18 protein-coding genes, 10 tRNA genes and 1 pseudogene are annotated in these 21,315 nt (G+C 44.1%); 27 read left to right on the top strand and 2 right to left on the bottom strand.

What is annotated here, in order from left to right; genetic code table 11:
- From ispF to rpoS, 6 genes and pseudogenes are all read left to right on the top strand, one after another.
- Positions 1 to 480, top strand: a complete 480-nt coding sequence (gene ispF, locus AC3CKG_RS13865) for a 2-C-methyl-D-erythritol 2,4-cyclodiphosphate synthase (protein WP_004735397.1) — start codon at positions 1 to 3, stop codon at positions 478 to 480.
- A 22-nt stretch (positions 481 to 502) separates the two neighbouring features.
- A complete protein-coding gene (gene truD, locus AC3CKG_RS13860) occupies positions 503 to 1,549 on the top strand; it encodes a tRNA pseudouridine(13) synthase TruD (protein WP_065110784.1) in 1,047 nt (348 codons plus the stop codon).
- 76 nt (positions 1,550 to 1,625) lie between these two features.
- On the top strand, positions 1,626 to 2,369 hold the full coding sequence (gene surE, locus AC3CKG_RS13855; protein ID WP_029223236.1) for a 5'/3'-nucleotidase SurE: 744 nt from the start codon (positions 1,626 to 1,628) through the stop codon (positions 2,367 to 2,369).
- Entirely contained in the window at positions 2,370 to 2,996 is a 627-nt protein-coding gene (locus AC3CKG_RS13850) for a protein-L-isoaspartate(D-aspartate) O-methyltransferase (protein WP_017108696.1), read from the top strand. It abuts the gene before it with no gap.
- A gap of 35 nt (positions 2,997 to 3,031) precedes the next feature.
- Positions 3,032 to 3,946 (top strand): murein hydrolase activator NlpD, encoded by a 915-nt coding sequence (gene nlpD, locus AC3CKG_RS13845; RefSeq protein ID WP_029223237.1) that lies wholly within the window; start codon positions 3,032 to 3,034, stop codon positions 3,944 to 3,946.
- A 97-nt stretch (positions 3,947 to 4,043) separates the two neighbouring features.
- Positions 4,044 to 5,023: pseudogene (gene rpoS, locus AC3CKG_RS13840) on the top strand (RNA polymerase sigma factor RpoS).
- A gap of 144 nt (positions 5,024 to 5,167) precedes the next feature.
- Here the strand turns inward: rpoS and mutS are convergent.
- On the bottom strand, positions 5,168 to 7,729 hold the full coding sequence (gene mutS, locus AC3CKG_RS13835) for a DNA mismatch repair protein MutS (RefSeq protein ID WP_065110788.1): 2,562 nt from the start codon (positions 7,727 to 7,729) through the stop codon (positions 5,168 to 5,170).
- Positions 7,730 to 7,852: 123 nt separating this feature from the next.
- Here mutS and pncC point away from each other — a divergent pair, with 123 nt between their 5' ends.
- Positions 7,853 to 8,347 carry a nicotinamide-nucleotide amidase gene (pncC, locus tag AC3CKG_RS13830; RefSeq protein WP_488528495.1) on the top strand — a complete coding sequence of 165 codons (495 nt, stop codon included), beginning with the start codon at positions 7,853 to 7,855 and terminating at the stop codon, positions 8,345 to 8,347.
- A 139-nt stretch (positions 8,348 to 8,486) separates the two neighbouring features.
- Entirely contained in the window at positions 8,487 to 9,527 is a 1,041-nt protein-coding gene (gene recA, locus AC3CKG_RS13825) for a recombinase RecA (protein ID WP_029223240.1), read from the top strand.
- Positions 9,528 to 9,676: 149 nt separating this feature from the next.
- Here the strand turns inward: recA and AC3CKG_RS13820 are convergent, their stop codons facing one another.
- Positions 9,677 to 10,588 carry a winged helix-turn-helix domain-containing protein gene (locus tag AC3CKG_RS13820; RefSeq protein ID WP_488528494.1) on the bottom strand — a complete coding sequence of 304 codons (912 nt, stop codon included), beginning with the start codon at positions 10,586 to 10,588 and terminating at the stop codon, positions 9,677 to 9,679.
- 230 nt (positions 10,589 to 10,818) lie between these two features.
- Between AC3CKG_RS13820 and AC3CKG_RS13815 the strand changes: the two genes are divergently transcribed.
- The 19 genes from AC3CKG_RS13815 (at position 10,819) to oadA (ending at position 21,309) form a co-directional block, all read left to right on the top strand.
- Positions 10,819 to 11,097 (top strand): hypothetical protein, encoded by a 279-nt coding sequence (locus AC3CKG_RS13815; RefSeq protein WP_488528493.1) that lies wholly within the window; start codon positions 10,819 to 10,821, stop codon positions 11,095 to 11,097.
- A 170-nt stretch (positions 11,098 to 11,267) separates the two neighbouring features.
- A complete protein-coding gene (locus AC3CKG_RS13810; RefSeq protein ID WP_488528492.1) occupies positions 11,268 to 11,612 on the top strand; it encodes a redoxin family protein in 345 nt (114 codons plus the stop codon).
- Positions 11,613 to 11,653: 41 nt separating this feature from the next.
- Positions 11,654 to 11,773 (top strand): hypothetical protein, encoded by a 120-nt coding sequence (locus tag AC3CKG_RS13805; protein ID WP_488528491.1) that lies wholly within the window; start codon positions 11,654 to 11,656, stop codon positions 11,771 to 11,773.
- A 197-nt stretch (positions 11,774 to 11,970) separates the two neighbouring features.
- Positions 11,971 to 12,459, top strand: a complete 489-nt coding sequence (locus AC3CKG_RS13800) for a hypothetical protein (protein ID WP_102279351.1) — start codon at positions 11,971 to 11,973, stop codon at positions 12,457 to 12,459.
- 231 nt (positions 12,460 to 12,690) lie between these two features.
- Positions 12,691 to 15,273: an alanine--tRNA ligase gene (gene alaS / locus AC3CKG_RS13795; RefSeq protein WP_488528490.1), complete on the top strand. Its 2,583-nt coding sequence runs from the start codon at positions 12,691 to 12,693 to the stop codon at positions 15,271 to 15,273.
- 220 nt (positions 15,274 to 15,493) lie between these two features.
- A complete protein-coding gene (locus AC3CKG_RS13790) occupies positions 15,494 to 16,675 on the top strand; it encodes an aspartate kinase (RefSeq protein ID WP_102327133.1) in 1,182 nt (393 codons plus the stop codon).
- A gap of 92 nt (positions 16,676 to 16,767) precedes the next feature.
- Positions 16,768 to 16,965, top strand: a complete 198-nt coding sequence (gene csrA, locus AC3CKG_RS13785) for a carbon storage regulator CsrA (protein ID WP_004415691.1) — start codon at positions 16,768 to 16,770, stop codon at positions 16,963 to 16,965.
- A gap of 475 nt (positions 16,966 to 17,440) precedes the next feature.
- Positions 17,441 to 17,533 (top strand) — tRNA-Ser (locus AC3CKG_RS13780).
- A gap of 46 nt (positions 17,534 to 17,579) precedes the next feature.
- Positions 17,580 to 17,656 (top strand) — tRNA-Arg (locus AC3CKG_RS13775).
- 48 nt (positions 17,657 to 17,704) lie between these two features.
- Positions 17,705 to 17,797 (top strand) — tRNA-Ser (locus AC3CKG_RS13770).
- Positions 17,798 to 17,882: 85 nt separating this feature from the next.
- Positions 17,883 to 17,959: transfer RNA gene (locus tag AC3CKG_RS13765), tRNA-Arg, on the top strand.
- An 88-nt stretch (positions 17,960 to 18,047) separates the two neighbouring features.
- Positions 18,048 to 18,124 (top strand) — tRNA-Arg (locus AC3CKG_RS13760).
- 70 nt (positions 18,125 to 18,194) lie between these two features.
- Positions 18,195 to 18,271, top strand: a tRNA-Arg gene (locus AC3CKG_RS13755).
- Between the two features lie 71 nt (positions 18,272 to 18,342).
- A tRNA-Arg gene (locus AC3CKG_RS13750) sits at positions 18,343 to 18,419 on the top strand.
- Between the two features lie 71 nt (positions 18,420 to 18,490).
- A tRNA-Arg gene (locus AC3CKG_RS13745) sits at positions 18,491 to 18,567 on the top strand.
- Between the two features lie 71 nt (positions 18,568 to 18,638).
- A tRNA-Arg gene (locus AC3CKG_RS13740) sits at positions 18,639 to 18,715 on the top strand.
- Between the two features lie 71 nt (positions 18,716 to 18,786).
- Positions 18,787 to 18,863, top strand: a tRNA-Arg gene (locus tag AC3CKG_RS13735).
- 375 nt (positions 18,864 to 19,238) lie between these two features.
- The gene (locus AC3CKG_RS13730) at positions 19,239 to 19,496 is read left to right on the top strand and encodes an oxaloacetate decarboxylase subunit gamma (protein WP_488528489.1); all 258 of its coding nucleotides are present in this window, start codon (positions 19,239 to 19,241) and stop codon (positions 19,494 to 19,496) included.
- Positions 19,497 to 19,527: 31 nt separating this feature from the next.
- Complete coding sequence (oadA, locus tag AC3CKG_RS13725; protein ID WP_102441797.1) at positions 19,528 to 21,309, top strand: sodium-extruding oxaloacetate decarboxylase subunit alpha; 1,782 nt, start codon at positions 19,528 to 19,530, stop codon at positions 21,307 to 21,309.
- Positions 21,310 to 21,315: the final 6 nt, after the last annotated feature.

Genomic DNA, 21,315 nt, shown 5'->3' with positions numbered 1-21,315 from the left:
ATGATTCGTATTGGCCATGGCTTTGATGTACACAAATTTGGTGGTGAAGGCCCGGTAATTATTGGTGGCGTGAGCGTCCCTTATGAACAGGGTCTTATCGCACACTCAGACGGTGATGTTGCCCTGCATGCATTATGCGATGCTTTACTGGGTTCAATTGCAGCGGGTGATATTGGTCGTCATTTCCCTGATACGGATGATGAATGGAAAGGCGCAGATAGCCGCGAATTACTTAAAGATGTTTATCGTCGAGTAAAAGAGCAAGGTTATGTGATTGGTAATGCTGATATTACTATCATGGCGCAAGCTCCAAAGATGGCTCCTCATATAGACTCTATGTGCCAAGCCATTGCTCAAGATTTAGAAACAAGCATTAGCAATGTGAATGTAAAAGCCACGACTACTGAGCGTTTAGGTTTTACAGGTCGCAAAGAGGGCATCGCATGTGAAGCGGTGGTCCTAATTACTAAAAGTGCGTAAGCACCAACACGAAAAGAACAGCATGTCAGATATTTTATCTTCATTGGCTTACCTAAACGGTAAACCAACTGCGAAAGCAAAACTAAAAGCAAAAGCCGAACACTTTGTCGTTAATGAAGACTTGGGTTTTGAGTTTACTGGTGAAGGCGAGCACCTAATGGTGCGTATTCGTAAAACTGGTGAGAACACGAGCTTCGTAGCAAACGAACTGGCTAAAGCGTGTGGTGTTAAGTCGAAAGACGTGAGCTGGGCTGGTTTGAAAGACCGTCATGCTGTGACAGAACAGTGGTTGAGTGTGCATCTACCAAAAGGTGAACCTGACTTTTCAGCTTTTCTCGCACAATACCCAAGCATCGAGATCTTGGCGACAGCTCGTCACAACAAAAAGTTGCGTCCAGGCGATTTAATTGGCAACCAATTTGAACTGACTTTGTCTGAAGTAACGGACTGCGATGATGTGGTAAAGCGTTTAGAAAAAGTTGCTCAGGTAGGCGTGCCAAATTACTTTGGTGCTCAGCGCTTCGGTAATGAAGGTAACAACTTATCTGAAGCTCGTCGTTGGGGTCGTGAAAACGTTCGCACGCGTAATCAAAATAAGCGCAGCTTGTACCTCTCTGCTGCTCGTTCTTGGATCTACAACTTAATCCTTTCTGACCGTATTGAGCAAGATGCGTTTGCGTCGGCATTGGTTGGCGATATCGTCGTTAAAAACGGCGCTCAATTAGCTGTGACGGCAGACAATATCGAAACGGTAAATCAAGATATCGCGAACGGTTCTGCGTTTATTACCGTTGCTTTGGCTGGAGATAATGCGCTACCGACGACTGATGCGTCTCAAGCTTTAGAGCAGAAACACCTTGATGCTGAACCGGATCTAATGGCTCTGATTTGTGGCAACCGTATGCGCCATGATCGCCGTGAAGCTTCGTTGAAGCCGATGGGTTTAACTTGGGAAGTGAACGAAGATAATGTCACTCTTAAGTTCTCTCTCGATGCAGGTTGTTTCGCAACCGCTATTGTTCGTGAATTGGTTGAAGAAGTTCACGTAGAGAGAAGCTACGAGCAATAACGATTCTGCTTGGAGCGAAGTCACTTGATATCGGAAATTAAGTGACTTGGCATTGGAACAAAAGAAAGGATACAAGATGAAGATTTTACTCAGCAACGATGATGGTGTGCATGCTCAAGGTATTCATGAGCTGGCCAATGAATTACGTGATCTTGCTGAAATTATCATTGTGGCACCTGACCGTAATCGCTCGGGTGCTTCAAATTCATTAACTTTAGAACAGCCTTTACGTGTTCAAGAAATTACCGAAGATACATATTCGGTACAAGGAACACCGACCGACTGTGTGCACTTTGCGTTAAATGAACTGCTAAAAAATGATATGCCCGATCTGGTATTAACGGGTATTAATCACGGTGCTAACCTAGGTGATGATGTGCTTTATTCAGGCACTGTGGCAGCAGCCATGGAAGGGCACTTTTTAGGCGTTCAATCGGTGGCGTTTTCTCTGGTGGGTAAAAAACATTTTAAGACAGCGGCGGCCATTGCTCGTCGTATCGTCGAACAACATTTAGCAAACCCAATCCCAACCAATCGCCTGTTAAACGTCAATATCCCTGATTTAGCTTTAGAACAGTTGTCTGGCACTCAGGTGACTCGCCTAGGTGCTCGTCATCATGCTGAAGATATGATTAAGCAAAAAGATCCACGTGGTCATGATATTTATTGGCTTGGTCCTCCAGGTAAAGAACAAGATGCCGGTGAAGGTACCGACTTTTACGCTATCGAGCATGGCTTTGTGTCAGTAACACCATTACAAGTTGACCTGACAGCGCATGAGTCGCTAGGTGCGATGACAACATGGTTAGGGGAGAAGTAAGTGAGTAATCCTCAAGCAGAGCGCTTAATTACTTTTCTGATTGAAAATGGTATTCAGGATCAAAAGGTTCTTGATGCTATTTATCAATTGCCGAGAGAGAGCTTTTTATCACAGGCGATGTATCATCAAGCCTATGATAATAATGCGCTTCCTATCGGACAGGGCCAGACGATTTCTCAGCCGTACATTGTCGCGAAGATGACAGAGTTGCTAGAATTACAGCAAAATAGCCGTGTTTTAGAAATCGGCACGGGTTCTGGCTATCAAACGGCGGTCTTGGCTCAACTGGTTGATCATGTTTATTCGGTTGAAAGAATTAAATCATTGCAATGGGATGCTAAACGTCGTCTCAAACAGCTCGATTTCTACAACATATCAACCAAACATGGTGATGGTTGGCAAGGCTGGGCAGCAAAGGCGCCTTTTGATGCCATTATTGTAACAGCAGCAGCGGAGTCGATTCCTCAAGCACTCTTGCAGCAGCTAAAAGATGGTGGTCGCTTGTTGATTCCTGTTGGTGATGATGAGCAACAGTTGCTGAAAATTGTTCGTCATGGTGATGAGTTCTTATCCAGCGTGATTGAAATGGTAAGGTTTGTACCTCTTGTTCCTGGTGAGCTAGCTTAATAACAAGACTAATGGTGTAGGTGGATAGAGAGTCGATGCGTTCGAAGGTTTTTAAAGGAAGTACTTTGTTACTTAGCTGTGCACTTGTTGGGTGTGCGGCTAACTCGCCTGCGCCAGTTTCTAGCCTAAACAAAAATTACTCATCGATCGATCGTGGTAGTTATCGTGGCAGTTACTATGAAGTCAAAAAAGGCGATACCCTTTATTTCATTGCTTATGTCACCAATAAAGACGTTAAAGACCTTGTGAGTTATAACAACCTCGCAGCACCTTACACTATTCATCCCGGACAGAAGCTTAAGTTATGGCGTCCTAGCTATAGCGCGCCAGCGTATGGTAAATCAACGGTCGTTGCAGCAGCTGTGGTTGCTCCTGCAGCCGCGGCCACGACTGCGTCTGCGAGCAGTAAGCCTAAAAGTACGCCGGTAAAGAGTAAAAACTCTAATTCTAAGCCGGCGCAAACTTCCGCCAAACCGGTGAAAAAAGATCCACCAAAGAAGGTTGAACAATCCAAATCAAAGGAGTATGTTGGGTCTAAAGGTAAACAGAATGTTACACCGTCCACCAAACCAACAAGTGATAAAGTATCCAAATGGTTATGGCCAACTAAAGGGAGAGTAATCAAGAATTTCTCTGTAGGCGAACAAGGAAATAAAGGCATAGACATAGCAGGACAGCGAGGTCAGCCAATAGTATCTACTGCAGGGGGAACGGTTGTTTATTCGGGTAATGCACTACGAGGCTACGGCAATCTAGTGATTGTGAAGCACAATGATAATTACTTAAGTGCATACGCGCATAACGACCGACTATTAGTTTCTGAAGGGCAAAGTGTGAAACCAGGGCAGAAGATTGCAACAATGGGAAGCTCTGGAGCCAGCAGTGTTAGGCTGCACTTTGAGATTCGTTACCAAGGTAAATCCGTTAATCCAAAACGATATTTACCTTAAATACAGTATGCAAAATTACGTATTGTATGGAGTGACACAGTCATTTAGCGACATATGAAGTTGTAATGTCATGCTAATTTCGCCAGGGGGAGGCGTTATGAGTATAAGCAATGCAGTAACCAAAGAAGAGTTCGATCTTAACCAAGCAACCACGAAACGGAAGCTCTTGGAAAAGCAAAACGAACAGTCAAAAAGAAAGCCGAAACGAAAGAAGAGACTGAAGTTACATCTAAAAGTTTAGATGCTACTCAACTCTACTTAGGCGAAATCGGTTTCTCACCACTATTAACCGCTGAAGAAGAAGTGCTTTATGCACGTCGAGCTCTACGCGGTGATGAAGCAGCACGTAAACGCATGATCGAAAGTAACCTGCGTTTGGTGGTAAAAATTTCTCGTCGTTATAGCAACCGTGGTCTTGCACTTCTCGATCTTATTGAAGAAGGCAACCTAGGCTTGATTCGCGCCGTAGAGAAGTTTGATCCAGAGCGTGGCTTCCGTTTCTCAACTTACGCGACATGGTGGATTCGTCAAACCATTGAACGTGCGCTAATGAATCAGACTCGCACTATCCGTTTGCCAATTCATGTTGTGAAAGAGCTGAATATCTACCTGCGTACGGCACGAGAGTTATCACAAAAACTTGACCACGAACCAACGGCAGAAGAAATTGCTTCTAAGCTAGATAAGCCTGTCGGTGATGTGAGTAAGATGCTTCGTCTAAACGAAAGAGTGAGCTCTGTTGATACGCCAATTGGTGGTGATGGTGAGAAAGCGCTACTGGATATTATTCCGGACATCAATAACTCAGATCCTGAGGTTTCAACTCAAGATAGCGATATTAAAAACTCGTTGATTTTCTGGCTTGATGAGCTGAATCCTAAGCAGAAAGAGGTGCTTGCGCGTCGCTTTGGATTACTTGGCTATGAACCATCAACACTAGAAGAAGTAGGCCGTGAAATTAGCCTAACTCGTGAACGTGTTCGCCAAATCCAAGTTGAAGGTCTTCGTCGTTTACGTGAGATTCTAATCAAACAAGGCTTGAATATGGAAAATCTGTTCAACGTAGAAAACGACTAAATGAACTGATGATGTTTCTTTGAATAGAAGACAAATAAAAACGCTGACTTTAAGTCAGCGTTTTTTTGTTTATGGCTTTTGTATTTGATGCTACCGACTCAAGTGACAGTACAAAACGACAATAACAACCTACTTGGAAAGAGACTAAAGCAACTTCTTCAAACGGTAGAGTTCTTCTAATGCTTGGCGAGGTGTCAGATCATCTGGATCAACATTCGCCAGTGCTTGTTCTACTTCACTTGGTTCAGGTATCAGGCTCAGCTGGTTCGCGATATCAACGCCACTTGGCTTTGATGTCGGAGAGTCGATACTCAATGCTTCTAGCTGAGTCAGCTTCGCACGTGCGTTTTTGATCACCGCTTTAGGTACGCCAGCCAATCCTGCAACCGCAAGGCCGTAAGATTTACTTGCTGCACCTTCTTGAACTGCGTGCATAAAGGCAATGCTGTCGCCATGTTCAACCGCATCTAAGTGTACGTTCGCTAAGGTTGGTATTTGGTTTGGTAGCTCAGTTAGCTCAAAGTAGTGCGTTGCAAATAGTGTCATCGCATTGATTTGATTGGCTAGCCATTCCGCACTTGCCCAAGCCAGAGACAGACCATCGTAAGTACTGGTACCACGACCGATTTCATCCATTAACACAAGGCTATTTGGTGTCGCGTTGTGCAGAATGTTCGCGGTCTCTGTCATCTCAACCATGAAGGTTGAACGACCTGAAGCCAAATCATCGGATGCGCCAATACGAGTAAAGATACGGTCGATAGAACCAATCGTCGCGCTTTCTGCTGGAACATAACAACCGATATGAGCCATCAGCGCAATGAGTGCGGTCTGGCGCATGTAGGTCGACTTACCACCCATGTTTGGACCTGTGATGATCAGCATCTTACGTTGATCATTGAGGTCGATAGGGTTAGCAATAAACGGTTCGTCCATTACTTGTTCAACAACGGGGTGACGACCCGCCTGAATTTGTACGCCAGCTGACTCAGTCATGGTTGGACGACAGTAATCAAGGGTGTCTGCACGCTCAGCTAAGTTTTGTAGAACATCCAGTTGAGACACTGAAGAAGCAATGTTTTGTAGTCGCTCTAGATAAGGCAGTAACAAATCAAACAACTCATCCCACAACTTCTTCTCGATAGCTAGGGCTTTCGATTTAGAGCTGAGAACTTTGTCTTCGTGCTCTTTCAGCTCAGGAATAATATAGCGTTCTGCATTTTTCAGTGTTTGACGGCGAACATAGTGTGGTGGCACAAGATGGCTTTGTCCGCGGCTAACTTGAATGAAGAAACCGTGTACGTTGTTGTAGCCAACTTTAAGCGTGTCGATACCGTGACGTTCACGCTCTTCTTGCTCAAGCTTATCCAGAAACTCGGTTGCACCCGCAGCAAGGTCGCGCCATTCATCGAGTTCTGCGTTGTAGCCTTCAGCTATCACGCCACCATCGCGGATCACCACCGGAGGGTTCTCTTTTATCGCACGCTCAAGCAGCTCTGACACTTCATCGACAGGAGATGCATACTGAGCAAGCTGAGTCAGGTATGGGTGCTTAAGTTGCGTCAGCGTTTCTGCAAGCTCTGGTAAGTATTCCATTGCTTGGCGGAGTCGTGCCATATCACGTGGACGAGCAGAACGAAGTGCAAGACGCGCAAGAATACGCTCGATATCACCGATCTGTTTCAGCGTTGGTTGTAACTCAGTAAACAGAGCCAGATCTTTCATCTCACCAATCGCATCTAGGCGTTGATCAAGAGCTGAAATATTACGCATGGGTTGATGTAACCAACGCTTAAGCATACGACTACCCATAGCAGTCGCAGTATGATCGAGTACTTCGGCTAGGGTGTTGTCTGTGCCGCCACTAAGATTTTGGGTGATCTCCAAATTACGGCGAGTAGCCGCATCAAGGATCACTGAGTGATCTTGTTTATCCATCGTCAAAGAACGGATATGAGGAAGAGCGGTACGTTGTGTGTCTTTTACATATTGAATCAAACAGCCCGCAGCACACAAACCAAGCTTGGCTGTTTCAACGCCAAAACCAACTAGGTCACGAGTACCAAATTGTTGATTGAGTTGCTGCTTCGCTGTATCTAATTCAAATTCCCATACTGGGCGACGGCGATTACCATTACGGCTTGCCATCAAATTCACGGGTTCGAAATCTTCAGGGAATAGCAGCTCACGTGGTGACGTTCTTTGTAGCTCTGCCGCCATCGCTTCTTCGGTTTCCGGCTCACATAGCTGGAATCGGCCAGAAGTAATATCAAGTGTCGCGTAGCCAAATTTACCATTGTGGTGGTAAATGGAGGCAATCAGGTTATCAACACGCTCAGAAAGTAGTGCTTCGTCGGTTACGGTTCCCGGAGTCACAATTCTTACGACAGCGCGATCAACCGGGCCCTTTGAAGTTGCTGGATTACCAATCTGCTCACAAATTGCTACGGACTCGCCCAACTGCACTAACTTCGCAAGGTAACCTTCAACGGCGTGGTATGGAACGCCAGCCATAGGAATAGGCTCACCGTTTGAAGAGCCTCGCTTGGTTAGCGAAATATCGAGGAGTTGAGAGGCTTTTTTAGCATCATCGTAGAAAAGCTCGTAGAAATCTCCCATGCGGTAGAACAGCAAAATTTCTGGATTTTCTGCTTTTAGTTTTAGGTACTGCTGCATCATAGGAGTATGTTTTTGATCGGCTTTCACAGTTAACTTCTTTCGTTTATTTCTATTGCGGCTTAGGATACGTGAAAGCGTTTCGTGCGAAAAGCGACACATGCGAAAAGATGCAAATCCAAATGATATACATCTAGATAAGGGAAGCCAAAGATGCAGACGACTCAAGCTCTTAGTGAAAAACTCGGACACTTACTTGCGAAACATAAACATGTATTGGTGACGGCTGAATCTTGCACTGGCGGTGGCGTTGCTAGCGCGGTAACCGATATTGCTGGTAGCTCGGCTTGGTTTGACCGTGCTTTCGTGACCTACAGTAATGAAGCAAAACAAGAGATGATTGGTGTTCAGCTTGAAACCTTAGTTGAATTTGGTGCCGTGAGTGAGCCGGTGGTTATAGAAATGGCTCACGGGGCACTGCAACATTCAAAAGGTACTATTTCTGTATCGATCAGCGGCATTGCTGGACCTGGCGGTGGCACGGAAGATAAGCCGGTAGGGACGGTGTGTTTTGCTTGGAAGGCTGCAAATGGATGGAACAAAGTAGGAACGCATGTTTTTACAGGCGATAGATCACAAGTACGCCAACAAGCCACGCATCATGCCCTGCAAGTTATTTATGATTACTTATCAATGGAAGACAAGTAACATTTGTACAAATTATTTTCATACAGGTATAGACACTGTATGAATCAACAGTATAATAAAAGCCAATTAGTCACCCCTTTGTGGGTTAGAAATAGATTCTAAGTCGCTTGTTGAGACAACCGATTATGTGGAGATAGAAATGGACGAGAATAAACAAAAAGCGTTAGCCGCAGCCCTTGGTCAGATTGAAAAGCAATTTGGTAAAGGTTCGATCATGCGTCTTGGTGATAACCGTACAATGGACGTAGAAACTATTTCTACAGGCTCTCTATCTCTAGATATCGCACTAGGTGCTGGTGGCCTACCGATGGGGCGTATCGTTGAAGTTTACGGTCCAGAATCATCAGGTAAAACAACGCTAACGCTTGAGCTTATTGCAGCGGCGCAAAAAGTGGGCAAAACGTGTGCATTCGTTGATGCGGAACACGCACTTGACCCTATCTACGCTCAAAAGCTTGGTGTTGATATCGACGCTTTGCTTGTGTCTCAACCAGATACGGGTGAACAAGCTCTAGAAATTTGTGATGCACTGGCTCGTTCAGGTGCTATCGATGTTCTTGTTATTGACTCGGTTGCTGCACTAACACCTAAAGCTGAGATCGAAGGCGAAATGGGCGATAGCCACATGGGTCTTCAAGCACGTATGCTTTCTCAAGCAATGCGTAAGCTAACAGGTAACCTTAAGCAGTCTAACTGTATGGCTATCTTCATTAACCAAATTCGTATGAAAATTGGTGTAATGTTCGGTAACCCAGAAACAACAACAGGTGGTAATGCACTTAAGTTCTACGCATCTGTTCGTCTTGATATTCGCCGTACTGGTGCAATCAAAGATGGTGATGAAGTTGTTGGTAACGAGACTCGTATCAAGGTTGTTAAGAACAAGATTGCTGCACCATTCAAACAAGCTGAAACTCAAATCCTTTACGGAAAAGGCTTCAACCGCGAAGGTGAGCTTATCGATTTAGGTGTTAAGAATAAGCTAGTAGAGAAAGCGGGCGCTTGGTACAGCTACAAAGGCGATAAGATCGGCCAAGGTAAATCGAACTCTTGTAAGCACCTACGTGAAAACCCAGAGATCGCTCTGGAACTTGACACTAAGCTTCGTGAATTGCTACTGACTCCTGCTGTTCTTGAAGAGAAAGGCGCAGAGAAAGAAGAAGAAAACGAAGAGCTATAAGCTAACGTTTATAGAACGGGTGTTTTAAAGAAACATTCGTTTTGAAAGAGTAGAAAGCCTCGCATATTTTATGTGGGGCTTTTTTGTTGGGGCTGATTTAGCCTTGAGTTGTATCGTGCGATTTCACTTCTCCATCCCCTAAACCCTAATCACTTTTGAGGCTTACCCTTACAGTAAAAAGAGTTCAGTAACGGTGTAATGATGGAGTGATAGATATTGATGTTATCTAGCTTCTGCTTAAATATGTTTTGGCTTTTTCTATTGTTGGTAAAGACAAAGGCATACATCGAAGCAATGTTGTCTCTGTATGCTGAATTACTCACTCGAATGTAGATACTTTTCACATTGCATTGTGCCAGTTCCAATCCATTTATATAGGTCTTCATTTCAGTTGAAGATATCTTCTGCGAATCGTCACTGAGATAAAGCGTCGCACTGCCGAATTGATAGGGTTGGTAGTTCTCTTTATTGAGGAATGGCGCTTGTTCATTGTTGTAGTGGATAAAGTAATAGGCGACCAGAATGATGCCAAACCATAGAGCGCATAAACTTATCGCAAATTGATGAGGGAACCTTGGATTGACTTGTTCTTCGTTGATTGGCTGTTGTAGGTGATAGGCACTTTTCTCTACTTCTACTTCAACCCCAACTCCTAATGCATCACCTAAAATATCGTTCTCAGGCATTGCTTCTAACACATCTCGGTTTTCAGTTTGAGGGGCACTTGATGCTTGAGGTTGCTTATTTTGGGTGACTGAAAGTGAGTACCCTTTCTTGCTTATTGTTTTGAGCTTTAACTCATCAGTGTTTAAATTTTTGATGACCTTTCTAATGTAACTAATGGTGTTGGTCAGGGACTGGTCGGTTACTAATACACCCTGCCAACACTCTTCAAATAATTCCTCTCGAGATATGCACTGACCTTGGTGCTCTAACAGATATACAAGCACCTTAAACGGCAATGGGCGCACGCTGATCGTGGTATCAGATAGCGTCTGTGTGATCGTCCTCATTTTATTATTGATAACGATTTGGTCAGTGATATTACTTTTGTGATTCATGGGTTTGTATGACGTTTTCATGTTGGATTTTGCGGGCGGTACTTTAAGCATAGGAGGCCAGTCTGTAACTGTAAAACGTCATTGGTTATATAAAAATTACATTTAGTTATCTGGTTATATTTTTATTTGGCAATGGTTTGTAGCGGAAGCCAAGGGTGGTTGCTAACGTTATGCCGCCTCGAGTTTTGATGATAGCTCGATTACTAATCGTTGTTTTATAGGTAAATAGGATGCCCGAAATTAAACAGAAAAACTCGGAATTAGTGAAGACGCTGCTGGAAGAGTATAAAGAAGTGACCTCCGTTGAGTCTTTTCAATTGGATGTCGTTAAGTCTTTAATAAAGATTTTTACCGACACTGATAAAAGCCTTGAGCAAGGCGATAAGGTGACCTTAGTAAAGGTCGCACAACAATATATCGATGAAGAGATCGATTTTTCACTTTCTGTTGGTTTTGATGATGCCGTGCCTATCCTAACTTCAATTAGAAAAGTAATTGAGATTGTCTAAGCGTTGGATTTGGATTTGAAGATTGTCAGACATTTACGCTGACTCTTGAGGTTAAATCTCTAAGTGAAATATAAATTAAAGATGTTCATGTTTGATTTGAATGTCTTTAGATAAAGGCAACACAGTCAGCTAGAACGGCAATATTATAATTACATTGAAAGGAAGAAATAATGAACACAGTGACATTTTTAGGCGACAAGATTGCACTAGCGGGTGATTTCCCACAAAAGGGCGAAGTACTGACAACACCTTCGATGACAACAGTATCGCTAGCTCCGTTAACTATCTCAGACAAAACGGCTGAGTTTAAACTGATTTACTTGTTCCCAAGTGTTGATACGCCAGTATGCTCAAGCAGTACTAAGGCGATCTCTGAGTTGTCGGAACTGAAATCAGATTCTGTAGATATCTACACAGTTTCAACAGACCTGCCATTCGCACTTGCTCGCTTCCAGGAGAAAGAAGCAGTGACAGGCGTTGAGCAGCTATCAGTATTCAGAACCCAGAGCTATTAAAAGCATTTGGTACTCAATTTGAAGAGCATGCTCTGTCTGGTTTGTCAGCTCGCGCAATTATTTTGCTGGATACAAACAATGTTGTTGTACACAGTGAATTGGTTGCTGAAGTGACTGAAGAGCCAAACTACAGCGCTATCATTGAAGCTTTAAAGGCTTAATGATGATTTGAAACCTTGGTGAATTTTGGGCACCAAGGTTTCATTATTTTACGCACAACGATAACAAGTTGATTTCGTTTTTAAGAACCCAAGCTCAATTCGGTCTACGCTTATAATTCAGTTATTTGTAGAACAATGTCCAACGAGTGAATTGGATTATTGAACTAGATTGTTGAATTAGATATCGGTGTTCTTCCTTGATAAAAGTAAAGTTAGCCATTTTTGTTACGGTTTCAACGATAGGGGCGATTATTCTCGCCATCGTGTTGCTCACGCCTCCACTCGCTTTGCGAGGGAGTCAGTGGGCATGTAATTTCAAGCAAATGGGATTTGTCACACCATCGTATGCGCAATACTCTGAATTGAATGAATTTATGCTGTATTCATTTAGCTCTGATGAAGATTTTTTTGTCAGCGATAGAATTCAAACCCTGAATCAACAGGGCGCAGTTGAAACTGCGGAAGTTGTATTTGTGGGGAAATATACGCTGAATGATAACCACCTAGAGATGGTTTTCAATGAAGTGAACTTCAGACATAAACACCCTGATGACATGATTAATCGTAATCAGTCTTTGTATAAAGGGTTTACTATACAATATGACATTGAGCTGGACGGTGATTTTCTTTACTTGTATTCATCCAGTAATAGTGAAGAGTTCAATCACATTTGTACCAAGCGTTAACTGCAGTTATTTACCCTCCGTGTACCTTAGTCTTTAAGAACAACTCTCTTCCTGTCTCATCCATTTTCTTTGTATGTTCTCTGCCTGAGCTAGTGGAATATTCTTCATTTTATCGAATTCCAACTAAAATCCTGCCCAAGGGTGTCTTTTCTACAAGAAAACTAGTCGAAGCCTTAACCATGATCTACAATACGGCAAAATTCTAACTCGACTATTTTCAGGAAGAGCTGCATGTACATGAGCACTGATGAGGTTCGCAACGCGTTCCTTAAGTTCTTTGAGAGCAAAGAACACCAAATCGTAGACAGTTCATCGTTAGTTCCACATAACGATCCAACCCTGCTATTTACTAACGCAGGTATGAACCAATTCAAAGATTGCTTCTTAGGCGCCGAAAAACGTGCCTACACTCGAGCAACTACGGCTCAGCGTTGTGTACGTGCGGGTGGTAAACACAATGACCTTGAAAACGTAGGTTTCACGGCTCGTCACCATACATTCTTCGAAATGCTAGGTAACTTCAGCTTTGGTGATTACTTCAAAGAAGAAGCGATTGGGTTTGCTTGGGAATTCCTGACTGAAACACTCGGTCTGCCAAAAGATCGCCTGTTAGTAACGGTTTACGAGACAGATGACGAAGCATTCGAAATCTGGAACAAGAAAGTGGGCATCCCAGCTGACAAGATTGTTCGCATCGGCGACAAAGAAGGCGGCAAGAAGTTTGAATCTGATAACTTCTGGACAATGGGTGACACCGGTCCTTGTGGTCCATGTACTGAAATCTTCTACGATCACGGTGAGCACATCTGGGGCGGCCGTCCTGGTACACCTGAAGAAGATGGTGACCGTTTCATCGAGATTTGGAACAACGTATTCATGCAGTTCAACCGTCACGCTGACGGCACTATGGAACCGCTACCTAAGCCAGCTGTAGATACTGGTATGGGTATTGAGCGTATCTCTGCAATCATGCAGGGCGTTCACTCTAACTACGAAATTGATGTATTCCAAAAGCTAATCAAAGCGACAGCAGAAGTGGTGGGTCACGACGACCTATCTAACCAATCACTGCGCGTTATTGCTGACCACATCCGTTCTTGTTCATTCCTAATCGCTGATGGTGTAATGCCTTCAAACGAAGGTCGTGGCTACGTTCTACGTCGTATTATTCGTCGTGCAGTTCGTCACGGTAACAAGATTGGTGCACAAGGCGTGTTCTTCCACAAACTTGTGGGTGTACTGGCTGAAGTGATGGGTTCTGCGGCTGAAGAGCTTAAGAAACAGCAAGAGCTTGTTGAAAAAGTACTTCGCATCGAAGAAGAGAACTTTGGTCGCACGCTAGAGCGTGGCATGGTTATCCTTAACGACGCATTAGACGCACTTGAAGGCAAAGAGCTTGACGGTGAAACAGTCTTCAAACTTTACGATACATACGGTTTCCCAGCTGACCTTACTAACGATGTAGCTCGTGAACGCGACTTTACTATCGATGAAGAAGGTTTTGAGAAGGCGATGGAAGCACAGCGTAAGCGTGCACGTGAAGCGGGTCAGTTTGGTACTGATTACAACGCAACGATCAAAGTAGACACTAACACTGAGTTCTGTGGTTACACAGGTACTGAAGGTGCGGGTGAAATTTCTGCGTTATTCGTTGACGGCGAAGAAGTATCTTCACTATCGGCTGGCGACAAAGCAATCATCATCCTTGAAGAGACACCATTCTACGCTGAGTCAGGCGGTCAATGTGGTGACGCTGGTACGCTAAGCACTGCGTCGGGTCTATTCAAAGTACAAGACACTCAGAAGCTAGGTAATGCATTTGCACACCACGGCGAGCTAGTTGAAGGCGTATTTGCTCAAGGCGATAAAGTAGAAGCGCGCGTTGATGCTGAGCGTCGTGCTGCTATCTCACTAAACCACTCTGCAACTCACTTACTTCACTCTGCATTGCGCGAAGTGCTAGGTGAGCACGTTGCTCAGAAAGGTTCTTTAGTTAAGCCAGACAACCTACGTTTTGACTTCTCTAACCTTGAAGCGGTAACACCAGCACAGATTAAAGAAGTAGAGCGTCTAGTTAACGCACAAGTTCGTAAGAATCATGTGATTGAAACGAACATCATGGACATCGAGTCAGCGAAAGAAAAAGGTGCAATGGCACTGTTTGGCGAGAAGTACGATGATGAAGTTCGCGTTCTGTCTATGGGCGATTTCTCTACTGAGCTTTGTGGTGGTATCCACGCGAGCAACACGGGTGATATTGGTCTATTCAAGATCACTTCTGAAGGTGGTATTGCTGCGGGTGTTCGTCGTATTGAAGCGGTAACGGGTGAAGCTGCTCTAGATGCAGTTGATGCTCAGAATAACGCTTACGAAGAGAAATTGGCTGAATCAGCTAAGAAAGCGAAATCGCTAGAGAAAGAAATCCAACTACTTAAAGAAAAGATGGCTGCAGCTGAAGGCGTAAACATCATGGGTAAAGTGGAAGACATCTCAGGCACTAAAGTTCTGGTTGCTGCAATTGAAGGCGCAGACAACAAGAACCTACGTACTATGGTTGATAATGCTAAAAACCAAGTGGGTAGCGGCATCATCCTGATTGCGAACGTAGCAGACGGTAAAGTTGGCTTAATTGCTGGCGTAACCAAAGACCTTATCGGCAAAGTAAAAGCCGGTGACCTCGTTAAGATGGTTGCTGAGCAAGTTGGCGGTAAAGGCGGCGGTCGTCCAGATATGGCTCAAGCGGGTGGTACAGACGTTGAAGCACTACCTGAAGCGCTTAAATCAGTACGTATTTGGCTAGAAGAGCGTCTTTAAGCTTAAGTAATTGATACAAAGATGCCCAATCAACTGATTGGGCATCTTTTATTTTGCCTAATGGAAGAACGTCTGAAAAAGGTTTGATTGAGATTAACCAAGAAGTCTAATGGTAACGTTAGACTCCTTGGTTAATTTTTTATTGCTTCGCCATGACGCGGAGTATGTGTTTTTTTGTCATATATAGACATTGGTCTTGGGAAGGTGAGGAAGGGTGAAAATGCCTCTTATCGTGCAGAAATTTGGTGGAACGTCGGTGGGTTCAATAGAACGAATCCATCATGTAGCAGAAAAAATCATTGAAGCGAAAAATGAAGGGAACCAGATCCTGGTTGTCGTTTCTGCTATGTCAGGTGAAACAAATCGGTTAGTTAACTTAGCTTCACAAGTTGATAGCGTGCCAAATGCTAGAGAGTTGGATGTGCTGTTAACAGCTGGAGAACAAGTTTCCATGGCTTTGTTAGCGATGACGTTGCACAAGTTGGGTTATGAAGCGACATCGATGACTGGCTATCAAGCCAAGATACACACCGATTCTAATCATAATAATGCGACGATTGAGCGTATTGATACCGCTCCTATTAAAGCGCTGTTAGATGATGACCAGATTGTCATTGTTGCAGGTTTTCAAGGCGTTAACGCAAAAGGTGATATCACAACCTTAGGGCGAGGTGGTTCAGATACCACTGCTGTTGCATTAGCGGGCGCGCTTCAAGCGAAAGAGTGTCAGATATATACCGATGTTGACGGTGTATATTCCTGCGACCCTAGAGTCGTTAAGCAATCTAAGAAATTAGATACCTTAGACTTTCCTTCTATGGAAGAAATGGCTCGCAGAGGCGCTAAGGTTTTGCACCTTCCATGTGTTCAGCATGCGTGGCGACACAATGTACCATTGAGAGTGCTTTCGAGCTTTGAAGCAGGCGAGGGAACTCTTATCGCGGGTAATGACTGTTTGAATGATATTGCTGGGATAGCTATTGAAAGAGATATGGTTCGCATCGAGTGTTTGAATCAAGATTTACCATCTCTCATGTCGCATTGTCAGTTGTTAGGGATCGAAGTCTGTAGTGTGATCGAGGAAACAGAACGGGCAGCGCTCATTATCAAACCGGACATAAGTGCTAAATTAAAACTAGTTTTTGCTGAAAAAATCCGTAATAGTGAATATGTTAGTTTGTTAACTGTGGTAGGAAGCCGAACACAAGAAATTGTGGTCAGTTCACATGGATTGTTGTCTGAAGGCGAAATTGATGTACAACATCACTTATTGCAGCAGCAGTCTTTAACTTTGGTGATATCACCAACGCAAGTCGATATGGCTGCTAACATATTACACAATGCATACATCGTAGCGCGTGAAACACAGGGTTATCTTAAAAAAGAAGTGCATTTTGGTTAAATAAACTCAATCGATAGTTTACGAAAATATAACTTTTGTTGGATAATGCTCTCGTAGCTAGATAAATTTAGAGATTACTCAAGGAGCAAAGAATGCTAATTTTGACTCGCCGTGTTGGCGAAACACTGATGATTGGTGATGAAGTAACAGTTACTGTATTAGGCGTTAAAGGTAACCAAGTACGTATTGGTGTTAACGCACCTAAAGAAGTATCTGTTCACCGTGAAGAGATCTACATGCGCATTCAAGCTGAAAAAGGTAATGGTAACGTTGCATCTGGCAACTACTAATACTTTTGCGTAGAAGAGGGGCTAGCATTGTTGCTAGCCTTTTTTGATCTTGGGAGAGCAAAGTCACAAGTTAGTGATTGGTTAGTTCAATAATTGGCTTAGTTCTAGATGCAGGGCTGAATGCTTGATATCGAAAAGTTACGCGCCTGAGTTAACTCTTATTGAAGCATCGTGATATTTGTTTGCCATAGTTCAAGTTTTACTGACTTACCCTATGGTGAAATAGAGCATCCCGTAGTATGGTGCAAACAGCAGTGACACTTACTGCGAGATAAATTAGATAATTGTTTTCCGCTGTTAATTATTGCCAATCTTTCACCTTAATTTTTAAGGGAAAAAGCGCTAATTGGATGTTATAAGTTCAATTTGCAAGCGCTTTGATTAAATTGCAAACGGTTGAATGTTTTTGTCCGGTTTTTTTCAATAAAGTGTTTGACATATTTTCGGTAAAACGTAATATGTGCCTCCGCAAGACGGTGAGGTGGCCGAGAGGCCGAAGGCGCTCCCCTGCTAAGGGAGTATGTGGTTTGTAGCCGCATCGAGGGTTCGAATCCCTCCCTCACCGCCATTTCTTGCACGTTTGAATTTGCAAGCAAACACAGAAGTAACAATGTGCGCCCTTAGCTCAGCTGGATAGAGTACCTGGCTACGAACCAGGCGGTCGGAGGTTCGAATCCTCCAGGGCGCACCATTCTTTAGATTACTTTGTTAAGAAGTAATGGATAAGAATAATGAATTAGGTGAGGTGGCCGAGTGGCCGAAGGCGCTCCCCTGCTAAGGGAGTATGTGGTTTGTAGCCGCATCGAGGGTTCGAATCCCTCCCTCACCGCCATTCATTACAGGCCTATGGCCTTTTTTTTGTTTCGTAGAAACAAGAATGTGATATATTTCACAACTTCTTCACTTGAAGATACCGTGCGCCCTTAGCTCAGCTGGATAGAGTACCTGGCTACGAACCAGGCGGTCGGAGGTTCGAATCCTCCAGGGCGCACCACTATTTAGGGTTTTCATTAACCCTGATGTTGAACGTTTAGTTTTAACTGCTTTATTGCCTTAACTAACAGCTCAATATCGAAACCGTTGCGCCCTTAGCTCAGCTGGATAGAGTACCTGGCTACGAACCAGGCGGTCGGAGGTTCGAATCCTCCAGGGCGCACCACTATTTAGGGTTTTCATTAATCCTGATGTTGAATGTTTAGTTTTACTTTATGCTCAATATCGAAACCGTTGCGCCCTTAGCTCAGCTGGATAGAGTACCTGGCTACGAACCAGGCGGTCGGAGGTTCGAATCCTCCAGGGCGCACCACTATTTAGGGTTTTCATTAATCCTGATATTGAATGTTTAGTTTTAACTTTATACTCAATATCGAAACCGTTGCGCCCTTAGCTCAGCTGGATAGAGTACCTGGCTACGAACCAGGCGGTCGGAGGTTCGAATCCTCCAGGGCGCACCACTATTTAGGGTTTTCATTAATCCTGATACTGAATGTTTAGTTTTAACTTTATACTCAATATCGAAACCGTTGCGCCCTTAGCTCAGCTGGATAGAGTACCTGGCTACGAACCAGGCGGTCGGAGGTTCGAATCCTCCAGGGCGCACCACTATTTAGGGTTTTCATTAATCCTGATGTTGAACGTTTAGTTTTAACTTGATGCTCAATATCGAAACCGTTGCGCCCTTAGCTCAGCTGGATAGAGTACCTGGCTACGAACCAGGCGGTCGGAGGTTCGAATCCTCCAGGGCGCACCACTATTTAGGGTTTTTATTAATCCTGATTTTGAACGTTTAGTTTTAACTTGATGCTCAATATCGAAACCGTTGCGCCCTTAGCTCAGCTGGATAGAGTACCTGGCTACGAACCAGGCGGTCGGAGGTTCGAATCCTCCAGGGCGCACCACTTTATTAGAGAAAGCCTCGTTTTTACGAGGCTTTTTTTATGTCTGCTATAAGTTTGTTGCAACAATGTTAAATTTAATGTGTTTTTAACTTGTTGTATTTAAAGTAATTCTTGGTTGCTTCTTTGTTATTCCACCTTTCTCATATCATTTCCCAGAAAAGCCCCGTTTAAGTCACAGTTTAAATATCTAAAAATGACTCATTTGACAGATTTATGTGATCTGATAGGCGAATAATTAACCTTATGTGTGCGTTATCCGTAACAGAACCTTAAACAAAATTGACAAACTTTTACCAATCGAGATAATCCATGGGTCGGGATCACTATTCGCTGAAATCCTGCACCTATGTCAGGATGACGAAGAAAGGAAGCAACATGACTAATATTGGAAGCCTGCTAGGAGATGCAGCAACTCTAATGATAACGGGAATGTCCGTTGTCTTTATTTTCCTAACTATTCTAGTTTACCTCGTTCGGTTGATGTCAAAACTGGTACCAGAAGAAGTACCTGAACCGATCGCAGCACCTAAAAAAATTAAAAAACCACAATCAAACCCTTCTGCTGTTAGTCCACAGGTAGTGGCAGCAATTTCGGCCGCGGTTCACCAATACCGTGCGTCTACTGCTAAGTAGCATTTAAAGGATTAAAAAGGAGTTTATGAGCATGTCTAAACCACTAGCTATCACTGATGTGGTACTTCGTGACGCGCACCAGTCACTATTTGCTACACGTATGCGTATCGAAGATATGCTGCCTATTGCGGCAGAACTGGATAAAGTCGGTTACTGGTCTTTAGAGACTTGGGGTGGCGCGACGTTTGATTCGTGTATTCGTTTTCTTGGAGAAGATCCGTGGGAGCGTTTGCGTGAGCTGAAAAAAGCGATGCCAAACACACCAATGCAGATGCTACTGCGTGGTCAAAATTTATTAGGTTACCGCCACTACGCGGATGACGTAGTCGAAAAGTTTGTTGAACGTGCCCACAAGAACGGCATGGACGTATTCCGTATTTTTGATGCGATGAATGATGTTCGTAACTTTGAAACGGCAGTGAAAGCAACGATCGATGTTGGCGGCCACGCTCAAGGTACGTTGTCTTATACAACCAGCCCAGTACACAACTCAGATACGTGGGTTGATCTCGCTAAGCGCTTGGAAGACCTAGGCTGTCATTCACTATGTATCAAAGATATGTCAGGTTTATTAAAACCTTATGAAGCGGAAGAGCTAATTACTCGCATCAAAGCGTCTTGTGATGTACCTCTAGCGCTGCATAGCCACGCGACAACGGGTCTATCAACCGCTACAGCCGTTAAAGCTGTTGAAGCTGGTATTGATATTCTAGACACCGCAATCTCTTCTATGAGCTGTACTTACGGCCATACACCAACCGAAACGGTTGTTGCTATGTTGGAAGGCACAGAGCGCGACACCAATCTTAAGCTTGATCAGATCGAACCCATCGCGGCTTACTTCCGTGACGTACGTAAAAAGTACGCGAAATGGGAAGGTCAGCTAAAAGGTGTCGATTCTCGCATCTTGATTGCTCAAGTTCCTGGCGGCATGTTAACCAACATGGAAGGTCAGCTTAAAGAGCAAGGCGCAGCCGATCGTATGGACGAAGTGCTTGAGGAGATCCCGCGCGTACGTAAAGAGTTGGGTTACATTCCTTTGGTAACACCTACTTCTCAAATCGTCGGTACTCAAGCAGTTATCAACGTCTTAACCGGTGAACGCTATAAAAGCATCACTAAAGAAACTGCGGGTCTACTGAAAGGCGAATACGGTCAAGCGCCTGCTGAGGTTGATGCTGAACTGCAAGCGAAAGTATTAGATGGTGCTGAGCCAATCACGTGTCGTCCTGCTGATTTACTTAAGTCTGAAATGGATACGTTAACGACTGACCTTTTAGAAAAAGCGAAATCAGATGGCATTTCACTCGCTGAAGATACCGTTGATGATGTGCTGACATACGCACTCTTCCCACAAGTAGGTCTTAAGTTCCTTAAGAACCGTCGTAACCCTGAAGCATTTGAACCTGCACCAACTGCAGAAACGGCAGCTCCTGTTGCAGCACCACAACCTGCTGCAGGCGGTATTGAAAGCTACAGCGTGAAGGTTGATGGTCAAGTTTATGATGTTGAAGTTGGCCCTCAAGGTGAACTGACATCGGTATCTCCATCAGCGAAACCAGCACAAGCGGCTCAAGCAGCACCAGCTGCGGCTTCTGATGCAGAAGCCGTTCCAGCTCCGTTAGCGGGCAACATCTTCAAAGTTATCGTTCAGCCGGGTGCTGAAGTGGCTGAAGGTGATGTGCTACTGATCTTGGAAGCGATGAAGATGGAAACCGAAGTTCGTGCTGCTCGTGGTGGTATCGTTCAAGAGTTGAATGTTAAAGAAGGCGATGCAGTTACTGTAGGCGCTCCACTACTAAGCTTAGCGTAAGGGAGT

Source organism: Vibrio sp. QJM3NY_15 (genome assembly GCF_057785995.1).
This window is presented reverse-complemented; position numbering and strand designations above follow the sequence as displayed.

Coding starts and splice junctions, on each gene's coding strand:
- ispF (WP_004735397.1), top strand. CDS start 1: ATGATTCGTATTGGCCATGGCTTTGATGTACACAAATTTGGTGGTGAA.
- truD (WP_065110784.1), top strand. CDS start 503: ATGTCAGATATTTTATCTTCATTGGCTTACCTAAACGGTAAACCAACT.
- surE (WP_029223236.1), top strand. CDS start 1,626: ATGAAGATTTTACTCAGCAACGATGATGGTGTGCATGCTCAAGGTATT.
- nlpD (WP_029223237.1), top strand. CDS start 3,032: ATGCGTTCGAAGGTTTTTAAAGGAAGTACTTTGTTACTTAGCTGTGCA.
- pncC (WP_488528495.1), top strand. CDS start 7,853: ATGCAGACGACTCAAGCTCTTAGTGAAAAACTCGGACACTTACTTGCG.
- recA (WP_029223240.1), top strand. CDS start 8,487: ATGGACGAGAATAAACAAAAAGCGTTAGCCGCAGCCCTTGGTCAGATT.
- AC3CKG_RS13820 (WP_488528494.1), bottom strand. CDS start 10,588: ATGAATCACAAAAGTAATATCACTGACCAAATCGTTATCAATAATAAA.
- AC3CKG_RS13815 (WP_488528493.1), top strand. CDS start 10,819: ATGCCCGAAATTAAACAGAAAAACTCGGAATTAGTGAAGACGCTGCTG.
- AC3CKG_RS13810 (WP_488528492.1), top strand. CDS start 11,268: ATGAACACAGTGACATTTTTAGGCGACAAGATTGCACTAGCGGGTGAT.
- alaS (WP_488528490.1), top strand. CDS start 12,691: ATGTACATGAGCACTGATGAGGTTCGCAACGCGTTCCTTAAGTTCTTT.
- AC3CKG_RS13790 (WP_102327133.1), top strand. CDS start 15,494: ATGCCTCTTATCGTGCAGAAATTTGGTGGAACGTCGGTGGGTTCAATA.
- csrA (WP_004415691.1), top strand. CDS start 16,768: ATGCTAATTTTGACTCGCCGTGTTGGCGAAACACTGATGATTGGTGAT.
- AC3CKG_RS13730 (WP_488528489.1), top strand. CDS start 19,239: ATGACTAATATTGGAAGCCTGCTAGGAGATGCAGCAACTCTAATGATA.
- oadA (WP_102441797.1), top strand. CDS start 19,528: ATGTCTAAACCACTAGCTATCACTGATGTGGTACTTCGTGACGCGCAC.